This is a genomic window from Halorubrum sp. JWXQ-INN 858 (genome assembly GCF_009806985.1).
GTDB lineage: Archaea > Halobacteriota > Halobacteria > Halobacteriales > Haloferacaceae > Halorubrum.
Genome location: NZ_WUAX01000014.1, coordinates 100844 through 114017, shown reverse-complemented (window position 1 = coordinate 114017; position 13174 = coordinate 100844). Strand labels below are relative to the sequence as shown.

The following is a 13174-nucleotide window of genomic DNA, read 5'->3' as shown; positions in this document are numbered from 1 at the left end:
AGGCGGGGATGGTCCTCTCCGGCGGTGCGTTGCTGACCGGGGCCGGGGCCGCCCAGGAGGACGAACCTGACGAGGAGAACGACGGGGAGACTGACGACGAATCCGCCGACGTCGACACGATAACGTGCGGTGAAACGGTTCTCGGAGCGCTCACCGAGGACGACGCGACGGGGTTCCGGAGCGACGCACACTTCCACGACGAGTACGAGTTCGAGGCGGAGGAGGGCGGTCTCGTCGCCATATCCATGACTGCGCTCCCGCCCGAAGGCGACGTCGAAGACGTCGATCCGGACGATCCACCGGGCGATCCCTATCTCTACCTGCTCGGCCCGGACGGCGCGGTCCTCGGCGAGGACGACGACAGCGGTTTCGGTGTGAACGCTCACCTCGTCGTGACGAGCCTCCCCGAATCTGGGACGTACACGATACTGGCGACGAGTTGGGGCGAGGACGACCGCTTCGAGTACGAGCTCGCCGTCGAATGTGACGTCGAGTTCGACCAGCTCCCCATCGAATGCGGCCAAACGGTCGTCGGCGAACTCACGCCCGACGATCCGACCGGATACATCAGTGAGTGGCACGCCTACGACACGTACGGGTTCGAGGGGAACGCCGGCACCTACGTGGAAATATCGATGGACGCTGTCGAAGTCGCCGTCGATGATGACGATCCGAACGAGGAGAACGGTAACGAGGGGAACGGGGGCGACGAAGCCGACGATGAGGACGGGAACGGAACCGGCGAGGACGGGAACGGAACCGGCGAGGACGGGAACGGAAACGGCGATGACGGGAATGAAGAGGACGAAAACGGCGAGGACTGGGACGACGAGTACGACATCCCGGCCGCGGATCCCCTGCTGATCCTGTTCGGTCCGGACGGTGAACCCATCGCGTGGGACGACGACAGTGGAGACGGTCTGAACGCCCGTATCACGACCGCCCTTCTCGAAGACGGGACGTACACGGTGATGGCCACCAGTTACGGTCCCGAAGCGTACTTCGCGTACGACCTGCGCCTCGACTGTTGGGATCCGGTCGAGCCGGTTCCGATCGGGTGTGGGGAAACGATCGCGGGCGAGCTGACGGAAGAGGACGAAACCGGGATCCGAAACGACTTCGGCGATCACTACCACGACACGTACTCCTTCGAAGGGATCGCCGGCGAGTACGTCACGGTCACGATGATCGCCGAACTCGAAGCCGGTAACGGGGGCGGATATCCCCTCGGCGACCCGTACCTCTACCTGTTCGACCCGGACGGGAGGATGGTCGCGTTCGACGACGACAGCGCTGGCGGGCTCGACGCGATGATCCAACACTTCCTCCCTTCGGACGGCGAGTACGTGATCGTCGCGACGAGCTACTGGGACGAAGAGCGCTTCCCGTACGAGGTGACCCTCCGCTGTGAGGATGTGGAACCGCCAAGCACCGACCCGGTCCGGATCGGGTGCGGCGACGTGATCACCGAGGCGTTGGATCCGACGGACGCGACCGGGTTCTTGAGCCCACAGCACTTCCACGACGAGTACGTGTTCGAGGGCGAACAGGGGCAGCGAGTCACCATTTCGATGTCGTCATCGGTGGGTGATACCGTCCTCTTCGTGCTCGATCCGGACGGCGACCTGGCTGTGTTCGATGCCTATAGCGGCGGGAACCTCGACGCGTTGATCACGGACTTCGACCTCGGAGCCGACGGGACCTATACGGTCATCGCGACGAGTTTCTGGCCGGGAGAGACCTTCGATTACAACCTCACCCTACAGTGTTGGTGAGCGGTCCGGCTCTCCCGGAGCGAGTCCTCAGGGAACCGGAACGACACGACCGGGACACGACCGGAACGACACGACGGTCCCGATCGTGGTCACATAGCGCTCGGGTTCGTGATCGACATCGGCGTGAACGCCGCGATGAGCGTCGCGGTGAACGTCGATGTCAGCCGAAAGATGTCGAGGAATACACTCGTGATCGAGGGTGCGGGACGATCGGATCGAGGACCTCCGTCGATCGGACGGCACAGAGATACCGGCGAGGAAGGTCGCTGGCGGCGGTGAAGGTCGCTACGCGAGGTCCTTGAGTCGACTGTCGCGGAGCACGGACTTCAACACGATCCCGGTGTCTTGGACCAGTCGGTGTTCGAGGTAGCTCCCCTCGCCACGGCCGCCGCCGGTCCGCGTCGACTCGACCACACCGAGGAACGCCTGTTCTTTCAACAGCTCGTAGACGCGGTGCTCGCTGAGGACCTTGGCCTCGACTTTCTGCGTGGTTTCCTGGTACCGCTCGTAGATCTTGCTGGTCGAGAAGCCGTCGTCGCTCGAGCTCTCGTCCGTCAGTAGCGCGAGCGAGTACAGGATGAACTTGACCTGCGTGGTCGAGCCACGGAGGAGTTCCTCGAAGCGGTCGATCTCGGCCCATTCCTGTGCGTCGCGGACGTGTTCTTCGGTGACGACGTCGGTGTTCGATCGCTCGGCGAGCTCCCCCGCATGGCGGAGGATCTCGATCGCCTTCCTCGCGTCGCCGTGTTCCTGAGCGGCCAGCGCCGCGGTGAGCGGAATGACGTCGTCGGAGACGACGCCGTCGTAGAAGGCGTCGCGACGATGTTTCATGATGTCGCGGAGTTGGTTCGCGTCGTAGGGTTGGAAGACGAACTCCTCCTCCCGAAGGCTCGATTTGACCCGCTCGTTCAGCTGGTCGCGGTACTCGATCTTGTTGCTCACCGCGATGACCCCGAGGTGGCAGTCCGCCTTTCCGGACTCGCGGGCGCGCGAGAGCTGCATGAGGATGTCGTCGTCGTTGAGGCGGTCGACCTCGTCGAGGATGATGACGACGGACTCGTACGCCGTGTTGAGGATCTCCCAGAGGTAATCGTAGTACTCGCCGCTGCCGATCCCGGCGCGGGGGATGTTCAAGTCGGTTCGCCCCGACTCGTTGAGCGAGCGCGTCACCGTTCGGGCGACGCGCGTCTGCGTGTTGTACTGTGCACAGTCCACGTAAACCGTCCCGACGGACACGCCGTTCGACTCCGCGGCTCGGCGCGCTCGCTCGGTGACGTGGCGAGCGACGAGCGACTTTCCGGTGCCCGTTTTTCCGTAGATCATCACGTTGTTCGGCGGGTCACCACGAACGAGCGGCCTGAGTTCGGCGGCGATCGCTTCGATCTCGTCGTCGCGCCCGACGATCCGGGCGCTTTCCGGGACGTGACCGACCTTGAGGAGCTCCTTGCGCGCGAAGACGTCCGCGCGGTTCGGGTCGTCCTCGTCGAAGACGAACAGCGGGTCCTCCGCGGGGTCCTCGAACCGTTCGTTGAAATCGGAGAGCTGTGACGGTTCGTCGGACATCGATACATGACATCCAACCGCCCATTACTTAAGCGTTTCCCACCCTAGTCAAGAGTGTAAATGAGCAAAAAATCGCCGCTTAAACGTGCTCTTTCGCGGCTTTAGGCGGAGAGGGCCTGAGGCCGGTCACGAGTGATACGTGGCCGCGACGTCGAAGGATGCCACGAAGACACACCCCTCGTCCAGAGTGTAACTGCTGCGGACGGCCGTCGAAGGGAAACACGAGTGTCAGGGGACGCCGCAGCGTCAGATGTCAGGCTACGTGATAGTGTCAGACACGTATATGATATGCGTATGCATATATGATATGGGACACGGACACATGATAGACGGACCCGCCCGATCAAGAGTGTATAAACACACGTCGACGGGAGGGCGAACGGGACCCACACACCCCTCGTCAAGAGTGTAACTGCTGCGGAGGGTACCGGGGGGCGGATCGTCACGGGAGGGGGTCACGTCAATGATGACACGTATCGATAAACCAGATATCATTAACAAAAAAGAGACACAACAGAGGCGAAACAGACAATCAACTGGCACTACAGGCAACCGAACCGCCATATTGGCTGCTCTAGAACGATGATACGGATAATGCGACGGGGCTCGGCGTTACGATAGAAGTGTGGAAACGGCGACAAAGCACGGACGATCGTAACACGAGTGGAGCACTACAGTGATACTAACGACGACAACGACGACGACAACGACAGCGACAACGACGATAGCTGAAACAACACCACAGCAAGCGTTACTAAACACAGACGAGCCCAAACAAGAAAAGTTTATATCAATAGTTGCGTTACAGTCCACTAAGTGAATTCGACTTTTTTGAGAATGAATCACTGATTCATTCGTGTCGATCTAAGAGATACCTTATTTCTGTAGCCCCCTAATACGGGAAAAGCGTTTTAAAACGGCTCTATTGCCCAAATACAACCGATAATCCGCTAGTCCAACCCCTGTTTCGTCTGCAACCCCACCCCCTCTTCGTTCCGTTTACACTCTGGACGAGGGGTGTGTGTGCCATACGTCTAGCCCGACATCGGATCATCTCCGCTGCAAACCGACACCCCTCGTCCAGAGTGTATCTCTCCGACGCTACTCGACAGTGCGCCTCTCGTAATCGATCCGCAATCGACTCGTTCCAACAACAATCGGCTAGCTATCGACCTTCCCGGTTTCACCCATCCGTGCGAGTCGTCTTCGAGGACGTACTCTGGCACGGGCCGCCTCAATGGGACTCGCCTCGTCGCCGATTTCAATGGTCGGGTCTCTAATCGGGATTCGACCCTGTATCGAGAATCAACGGACCGATCGCCAGGGTTCGCTTCGCCACCGTCGCGATCCGTAGCACGTATGCGGTGAAGACGACGAAGGGGGAGATCCCGACGACGAACGCCGCGCTCGTAACCCACACGAGGTTGTCGACGCCGAGAACCGTTCCGGGGAACGTGTTCCCGTCGACGTACATGTTCATCGCTGCCGTCACCGCCAACGCGGGTATCGAGACGTACAACAGCGCTCGAGAGAGGTCGATCAGCTCCCACTGGAAATACAGCGTTTTGATGTGCTCGCGTGTCGGTCCGAAGAGCTCCAGTAAGGTTATGACGTCCTCGAGCGCGTCCAAGGCGTCGCTCGAGAGGCGGTCGGCGTGCTCGTGACGGAGACGGCGCGCGGTGTGGAGCCGTCGCGAGTAGTCGAACTCGAGTGCACCCCAGATGACATCGAACGTGCCGAACTCGGCCCCTGTGAGTTCCTTTTTCAACGCCTGGACGTCGGTTCTCACCACAGTACCGTACGCAAGTATCTCGTCAACGTCGTCGACGTCGTCCATATCGTCAACGTCGTCGATGTCGTCCACGCTGTCCACGTTGTCCACGTCGTCTGAGCCATCCGGTCCATCGCTCATCGTGTCGGGGCCTGCCCCCGGTGTGGACCTCGCGTCCCCCTCAGTAACGGTGTGATGTAGCACGGTCACGCGTTCCCCGATGGCGTCGGCGAGGTACGAGAGGAACGTCGCCGGATCGGTCGGCGAGACGCCGTCCCCGATCTCCGCTTCGACCTCTCGCTGGAACGCCATCGACCCTTGCATGCGCTCGTGTTGATCCCCGACTGCGCCGAGTTCTTGTGCGAGCACGAGCTGGTTGATCGTGACGACGATCGCCGTTCCGGTGACGATCGTGCCGATGAACGCCGAGAAGAAGAAGCCGATGCCGTTCTGGTTCTCGACGATGGTTCGTAACGGCGTGAGTCCGACCTGACTGAGCGAGACGAGGGCGATAAATACGACCGCCAGTACGACCAGGATCAGCGCCCAGCGATTCGTTCGAAGCAGCACCCGTTCGGCGACGTCGGAACCGAACTCTCTTGCTTCGGCACTCAACCGTGTCATCTCCGACCCGGATGGCCGTCGATCGCTGGCTTCATCGCTTCATGGCTCTCGTTTTTCATCCGGCCGATCCGTTTCTCTCATCCGTTTCATACCGTCTCGTGTCGTTGATTTCACTCCGTCTTGCTTCGTTAGTCTGTGCGTACGTCCTGATACGTGACCTACCTTTGCGTTTTCTCAACAAAACGCAGTCTCTCGGCACTGCCGAACCCCTCGTTTCAGACACAGTGTAGTATGAAACGGCCGGCTGCAGAGGGATGCGTCTCGGATGACTCGTCGCTCGCCGTGTTTATCAGGAGTCGTGACGGAGCGTCGTGACGGTTTGCTCGGAGTGCCGTGACGGTTTGCTCGGAGTGCCGTGACGGTTTGCTCGGAGTGCCGTGACGGTTTATCAATGGGGCGTCGGGGCGGATCTGTAGTGCTCGGTGCGTCCACGAATCGAGGAGCCAACTCGCACGAACGCACCCGTAGGCACTCGAACGTACCGAACGAACCCGTACGCACCGAACGCACCCGCACCGCAGCCTCGCCCTCCCCAACCTCGGTAGGTGGGCGGCGAGCGGAACCACTCGCTCGCCGCCCACCGTGCCTCCACCGGAAATCGGAGATTTCCGAGCAGTCGGACGGAGTCCGACGATCTCGCGTGCGTCGGAGTCGCGCGCGCCGACCGCGATCGGTCGTTTACAAGGACGTTTGTTTATAAATCCGTTCCCCAGTCCGGATCCCCTTATAAGCGAACGACCGACTCCCGGATCACGAGGAATAAGGAGACGAGGGACTCACTCCCGCCGCAGAACGTACGCGGCGTACCCGACCACGAGGAGGAGCCCCGTAAACAGGACCGTCCCCAGCACGGTCGGCGTCGCCGTCACGAACGCGCCGAAGGGGTCAGTGACGATCATAACGGCGACCGTGAGTACGACCGCGATCGCGATCGCGATCGCGCCGAACGTCTTAAACGCGGTGTCGAGGTCGAGACGACCGGGTGTTCGCCGGTGATGGCTCATACTACTCCGTACGCGTTCGGGTTTCAAAGGTAGTTAACACCGTTCTCAATTCCGTGGAATCGCTCCCCCGACGCGAACGGTGAACCCGACGCTTCGGCAGCGACTTCGACGTCTTCGAGAACGTCCCCTTCGAGAACGTCTCGACCGATCACCCACGCGCGATCAATTCATAAGGCGTCGACCGTGGCGCGGTCGACCGCGTTGGCGTTCATCGGGTCGCCGCCGTACTCGCCGACGAACGCCTCCACGTCGCCGTCGTCGCCGAACGGGATCAACTCCGGACCCATCGCCCCGACGACGTCGCTGCCGATCACGACCGTGAGAGCCTCGATCGGGGAGAACGCGCCGCTCTCGACGTGTGAGGAGAACATCACGTCGGAGCCCTCCTCGAACGCTTCCTGATCGACGACGGAGTAGTCCGTTAGAAGAACGGCACGCGGGTCTCGATCGGCGTCCTCGGCGTCGAACAGGTAGGTGTACGTGCAGGTGCTGCTACAGAATCCCGCCGGTCGGCCGCCTTCGGGCCCGTCGTCGGCGAAGTGGATCTGCCCGACCGGTCCCGGGTGGTCCTCGACGATCATCCCACACTGGTCACAGGGACGCTCGCCGTCGAGAGCGACGGGCGTGACGTCGCTCGCATCGTCCCCCCCAGCACCCAGACAGCCGGCGGCGGCGAGGGCGATCCCCCCGGCGAGCCCGCCCAGCAGTTCGCGTCTCCGGACCGGCCGTCGAACCGACGCTCGATCGGTGTCTCTCATCGATCCGACTTCGGTGTGCACGGCCCTTAGACCCTCGGAACGCGTTCGTTTCGGCGTTCGAGGAACGAACCAGATCGGCTATACGATCGGCGGCCGGAGGGATCACGTGAGGCGTTTCGACCCCTACGGCGACCGCTCGCGGATCGGACTCGTCGTCGTCGCCGGAGTCGTCGCGCTCGCGGGGATCTTCACCGCCGGCGCGTTCCTTGCCGACCCGACGATGGCGACGCCGGACCCCGTCGCCTACGACGACACGGTCGAACTCGGGGTCTCCTCGGAGACCGACGAGGTCATGGCCGGGACGGCGGCGGTCCCTCGGGTCCAAGTGTTCTACTCGCAGCTCCAGTACGTCGTCGGCTACAACGGCGTCGAATCGTTCGCCGACACGATCGACGACGATCGGACGGAACGGCAGTTCGGGTATCCGCTCGTCGCGTACGTCGAGACGTTCGACGACGCCGACCCCGGCACGACCGATCCCGAAGCCGGCACGACCGATCCCGAAGCCAACACGGCCGGGTCCGACCCCGGAACGGTCGGCTCCGAAGCAGACACGATCGGCTCCGGCGCGGCCCTTTTCAGCGCACCGGGACCGACGTCGTGGACGCCCGCCGACGAGGCACGGTACGTCGTCGACAGCGAGGCGAGAACGTCGGCCGGAGCGGTCGCCGTCCCGTTCGCCGACCGGAACGCCGCCACGGCGTTCGCCGACGAGCACGGCGGGGAGGTCGTCGACTGGGCGACGGTACGGGCGCGCTCGTTCGACGTCGACACCGCGGCGACGGTGCGGTCGATGGCTCCGGACCGATGGACCGTCGCCGATGATCGGCTCGCCGCGGCCGAATCCGACGCGGACCGACCCGTCTCGGTCGTCGTCGGAGACGACGAGCCGACGCTTTCGGCCGCCGTCGACGCGGCTCCCCCGGAGACGACCGTCGTCGTGCCGCCGGGGACGTACGACGGTCCGATCGAGGTGACCGACCCGATTACGATCGTCGGGACGGACGCGCACGTCCGCGGCGACGGGAACGGGTCGGTGATCACGGTTCGTGCGCCCGACGTCGCGATCGCCGGGCTGTCGCTGTCGGGGACCGGCAACCTGACGCGGGACGCCGACGCGGTCTCGGATCCGCCGGACGCCGACGCCGATGGCGGGGAGGATGCCGACGCCGATGGCGGGGAGGATGCCGACACCGATGGCGGAGAGGATCCCGCCGCATGGGACACCAACGTCCAGCTCGGCTACGGCCACGGCGACGCGGGGGTCCGCGCGATCGACGCGCCGGGGCTGTTCGTCGACGACGTCGCGATCGAGACGGACGCGAGCGGCGTTCTGCTGCGTGAGGGATCCGACGCGGTGATCCGGAACGTACGGGTGGACGGTCCCGAAAACTGGCAAGACGGCTTCATGGGCGTGATCGGAATGGAGTCGACCGTGACGGTCACGGACAGCGCGTTCGAGGGGGGTCGCGACGGGGTGTACCTCCACCGTGCGGACGGCTCCGTCGTCCGGAACTCGACGTTCACCGGGAACCGGTACGGGGCGCACCTGATGTACACCGGAGACGCGCTTATCGCTGACAACACCGTTCGAGACGCCGTTTACGGCGGGATAACGGTCATGACTCGACCGGCCAACAACGCGATCGTCGGCAACGACGTGCGCGACTCGCCCGCGGGGATCCAAGCGTCCGGGACTCGCACGTACGTCGGGTACAACACCCTCGCCGACAACGGGCTCGGCTTCTCGACGAGCTCGCGGGGGTCGCTGTACGAACACAACGTCCTCGCGGGCAACGAGGAGGGGGCTCGCGCCACGACGGTCGTCCCGTCGAGCCGCGTCGTCGGCAACGACTTCGTCGGCAACGACCGCCATGCCGGGGCCGGGGCGGGCGCGCTCAGGGTCTGGACCGACGGCGACCGCGGGAACTACTGGGAGGGCGCGGACGCCGGCCCACACGCGCCGGGCGATCGGGCGTATCGCCCGACGTCGCCGGTCGACGCGGCGCTCCACCACGAGACCGCGGCGGTCACGATGGCGGAGTCCCCCGCGGCTGCCCTGCTCGACCGGCTGCTCGGAACGGTCCCGGGCGCGCGCTCCGGAAGCATCATCGACACGGCACCCTCACCGGAGCCGCACGTCCCCGAGCGCGTCGCGTCGGCCACGGATCCGAACGGGCCGCCCGTCCAGGGCGACTGGCGGACGGCGCTCGCCGATCAGGAACGCTCGACCGATGACGGAGGCAACTCGACGACCCAATGACGACACACGACGACCCACTAACGACACGCGAAACGGCCGGTCGCGGCCACGACGGGGACCGAACCGACGCCGAACGGGACCCTCGCGACGCTCCCGGCTCCGGCGACGCGCTCGCCGAGCTCTCGAACGTCACCCGCACGTACGGCGGGGTTCCGGTCCTCGACGACGTGTCGCTCGCGGTCCGACCGGGGCTGACCGCGGTGATCGGGCCGAACGGGTCGGGGAAGTCGACCCTGCTCTCGACGCTCGTCGGTGCGGTCGAGCCGACGGCGGGCCGCGTCACACACGCCCGCGGGGACGCGGTTCGACCGGTCGGCTACCTCCCGCAGCGGGTCCCGTTCCGTGACGGCTTCACCGCCCGCGAGACGCTGGCGTTCTACGCCCGGCTCGTCGGCGACGACCCCGACGCGGCCCTCGAACGGGTCGGGCTCGCCGACGCCGCGGAACGGCGGATCGAGTCGCTTTCCGGAGGCATGCGACGCCTGTTGGGGATCGCACAGGCGACGATCGGCGACCCGTCGCTCGTCGTGCTCGACGAGCCCGCCAGCGGACTCGACCCCGGAATGCGGGAGCGAGCGTTTGCGGTCGCGTCCGCGAGAGCGACCGGCGGTGCCGGCGTCGTCCTGAGCTCGCACGATCTCGACCTGGTGGACGCCCACGCCGACCGGCTCGTCTGTCTGTCCCGCGGCCGCGTCGTCGCCGCCGGCGACCGAGTCACGCTGCTCGCCGAGCACGACGCCGACGACGTCGGGGCCCTCTATCGAGCGCTCGTCGGCGGTTCCGCCGCTTCCGACCGCGATCCGGACGTCGGCTCCGGAGGCGGTCCGGTCCTCGGCTCCGACTCCGACTCAGGCGTCGGGCCGGACCACGACGCCGATCACCGCCACGGTCACGAGGCGGTCCACGTCACGGGGGTCTCATCGGACTCCGACTCCGTCGGCGACACCGACGATCGGGAGGTGCGCGGCCGATGACTGACGCACTTACTGCGGTTTCGACGGTGCTCCGCCGGGAGCTCGCGACGGTCGCGCGGACGCCCGGATACGCCCTGCTCTCGGCCGGACTCCTGGTCGCTCTCGCCGGCCTCGTCGCCGTCGGCGGCGGCGGCGCGACCGGCTTCGTGCCGGCGATCGTCGACCTCCTGTTGCCGGCGGAGGTGCTCGTGCCGCTGCTCGCGGTCGTGCTGGGCTACCGGGCCCTGCTCGTCGACGGAGCGAGCGGTGAGCTCGCAGTCATCAGGACGTATCCGGTCGGTGTCGTGGAGTACGTCGTCGGCGTGTTGCTCGCGCGGCTACTCGCGTTCCTCGCGGTCGTCGTGGTCCCGTTCGTCGCCGTCGGGGTGTTCGTGTGGGCGACCGCGAGTCCGGACACGGGCGTGTTCGCCACCCACGCCGGCGTCGACTCACCGCTGCTTTTCGTCAGGTTCCTCGCGCTCGTCGTCCTGCTCGGCGCGGCGTATCTGACGCTCTCTGCGGCGCTGTCGACGGTCGCATCGAGCCGCCGGGGCGCGATGGCACTCGGCGTGCTCGTGCTGGTCGGGGGCGTACTCGGCGGCGACCTCGCGGTCCTCCGTGCCTTGCGCGACGGCACGCCCGCGGCGGCGATCCCCGACCTCGTCGCGCTCACGCCGAACGGGGCGTTCCGCGGGCTCGTCTTCGAGCACGTCGTCGGCGTGGCGTTCGCGTCCGAGGGCGGGTTCGTGAACACCGGTCGCGCGCTCGGCTCCCTCGTCGGCTGGACCGTTGTCGGCGTCGTGGCCGCCACGGCCGTGTTGGCGTACGGGCGGCGTCTGGGGACGTTCGTCGAGCGCGTCCGGGTCCGTCTCGTCGACTGATCACGCCCGGCGCGGTTGACTCGATCGGTGCGGTCGTGGCTTGGGGCGCTGCTCGTTTGCTCCGTTGAATCCCGGCTTCGAACCGACGTCCGATGTCTAACTCTATTTGCTGTTTTACACCTCTAAGGACGTTATTCAAATCAGACATACTTGGCTCAGATACGGTCATCAATTTTATAAAGACGAGGCCATGTCTCGACAGAGATCTGTCGTTCAAGGGGCTAAATACCGGTATTAGGAGTGCATTGGTGCGGCCTCAGAAGGGGTCGTTTCAAATACATCCTTTTTATTACTATATACAGTATATGTCTATTTTCGTACTATTTGGAACGTCGATATACTCCGTCGTGTTCGACTGCTATTCACCTGAAAAATCTGTCTCGGGTTGGTCTGATAGACTACCACCGGACGATCCTAATTACATTTGTATGGGTGTAATGCCATTGTAACGATCGTCGGTCCTCGGTCCTAGACTGAGCCTCGATCATGCTCGTCGCGTTCCGAGACGTAGCCGCGGCTCGTTTTCAATGTTGCACGACTGAAGCGGAGTTCGACGGGCGAGCGATATCGCGATGGTACTTAAGTTAGGAACACCATCGCAGGGGAACGGTCGTCTTAAAACTGACCTCGTGGTGCCGACTGATCGAAAGGAGACCGTACTCCGTTAATCAGCGGTCCATCATTCGACCGTGATCCAAGGACCTCGGCTTCGTGATCCGATCCGACTACGGGTTTCGAGTCGGGGTGGCACCGACTGTCGTTTCCCGGATGATAGCACCGACCGCGGCCACGGAAGGATCGTCGTACTTCGCGAACACGCGAACACGCGAACCCTCCCAACGATTGATGGCCAGAGTACGGGCAGAATTGCTAGGGACGTACTCGAGTGGATCGACCACGGGGGCGAAGCGACCGGGCTCACAGAGGGGATCGTCGAGGCACACGTCCGCGACGCCCGCGACGACGACCTCATGCGAGCCGCTTACGAGTACGTCCACCCGTAGCTGTGATCCCGTGGCCGCGTCGAGGTTCGTCTTCCAGCTCCCGCCGGGACCCGGATGGCTGCGGTCTCCTCGAAGACTCACTCGTATACGTCGCCGCTCCGTTCCCTGGAGGTCATCCACGTTCCAAGGGTGAGTCCGTAGATGGCGTGTCCGACGTGAAACACCAGCGCTTCGGCTGGCTCCAGCTCCTCATCGAGGAGGTGTTGAAAGACCACCCGCGTTCCGAAGACGGAGAGGGCGAGACCGTACGCGAGGGAGAGCCCGATCGCGCCGAGATCGCGTTGGCGTTCGCTCCGAAAGTCCACCAGGCTGATTCCAACGCCGAACAGGCCACCGGCGGCGCCACCGTACACGACGTGCAGGATCAGTCCGATTCCGGGATACGCTTCCGGATCGCCCCCTCCGACGTATTTCGCCCAGAAATCCGCCGTCGGCGGCAGCGCGCGGAAAACCGGGAACCGATACAGCGTCATCATCGCCGTCGCGATCAGGCCGCCGACGACTCCTCGATACAGCCCACGGAGGGCGCGTCGTCCGAGTCCGATGGTCTGACCGCGTCGGGCGCCGAACTGGCGGAG

General features: G+C 64.4%; 9 protein-coding genes. 4 read left to right on the top strand and 5 right to left on the bottom strand.

What is annotated here, in order from left to right; all coding sequences use genetic code 11:
* Nucleotides 1–8 precede the first annotated feature (8 nt).
* On the top strand, nt 9–1775 hold the full coding sequence (locus GRS48_RS11590; protein WP_159486652.1) for a PPC domain-containing protein: 1767 nt from the start codon (nt 9–11) through the stop codon (nt 1773–1775).
* 285 nt (nt 1776–2060) lie between these two features.
* Here GRS48_RS11590 and GRS48_RS11585 read toward each other — a convergent pair whose 3' ends face one another.
* From GRS48_RS11585 to GRS48_RS11570, 4 genes are all read right to left on the bottom strand, one after another.
* Nucleotides 2061–3338, bottom strand: a complete 1278-nt coding sequence (locus GRS48_RS11585; protein ID WP_159486650.1) for an orc1/cdc6 family replication initiation protein — start codon at nt 3336–3338, stop codon at nt 2061–2063.
* Between the two features lie 1276 nt (nt 3339–4614).
* Nucleotides 4615–5733: a hypothetical protein gene (locus GRS48_RS11580; protein WP_159486648.1), complete on the bottom strand. Its 1119-nt coding sequence runs from the start codon at nt 5731–5733 to the stop codon at nt 4615–4617.
* A gap of 776 nt (nt 5734–6509) precedes the next feature.
* On the bottom strand, nt 6510–6737 hold the full coding sequence (locus tag GRS48_RS11575; RefSeq protein ID WP_159486646.1) for a hypothetical protein: 228 nt from the start codon (nt 6735–6737) through the stop codon (nt 6510–6512).
* 167 nt (nt 6738–6904) lie between these two features.
* A complete protein-coding gene (locus GRS48_RS11570) occupies nt 6905–7495 on the bottom strand; it encodes a nitrous oxide reductase accessory protein NosL (RefSeq protein WP_159486644.1) in 591 nt (196 codons plus the stop codon).
* A gap of 106 nt (nt 7496–7601) precedes the next feature.
* On the opposite strand from GRS48_RS11570, the gene GRS48_RS11565 reads away from it, so the two are divergent.
* From GRS48_RS11565 to GRS48_RS11555, 3 genes are read left to right on the top strand one after another with little or no spacing between them, the layout of a single operon-like run.
* A complete protein-coding gene (locus GRS48_RS11565) occupies nt 7602–9758 on the top strand; it encodes a NosD domain-containing protein (protein WP_321168419.1) in 2157 nt (718 codons plus the stop codon).
* Nucleotides 9755–10732 carry an ABC transporter ATP-binding protein gene (locus GRS48_RS11560; protein WP_159486642.1) on the top strand — a complete coding sequence of 326 codons (978 nt, stop codon included), beginning with the start codon at nt 9755–9757 and terminating at the stop codon, nt 10730–10732. The genes GRS48_RS11565 and GRS48_RS11560 overlap by 4 nt, the downstream gene beginning before the upstream one ends.
* Nucleotides 10729–11592 carry an ABC transporter permease subunit gene (locus tag GRS48_RS11555; RefSeq protein WP_159486640.1) on the top strand — a complete coding sequence of 288 codons (864 nt, stop codon included), beginning with the start codon at nt 10729–10731 and terminating at the stop codon, nt 11590–11592. Before GRS48_RS11560 ends, GRS48_RS11555 begins: the two co-directional genes overlap by 4 nt.
* A 1081-nt stretch (nt 11593–12673) precedes the next feature.
* On the opposite strand, the gene GRS48_RS11550 is transcribed toward GRS48_RS11555, so the two are convergent.
* Nucleotides 12674–13069: a hypothetical protein gene (locus tag GRS48_RS11550; RefSeq protein WP_235028058.1), complete on the bottom strand. Its 396-nt coding sequence runs from the start codon at nt 13067–13069 to the stop codon at nt 12674–12676.
* Between the last annotated feature and the right edge of the window lie 105 nt (nt 13070–13174).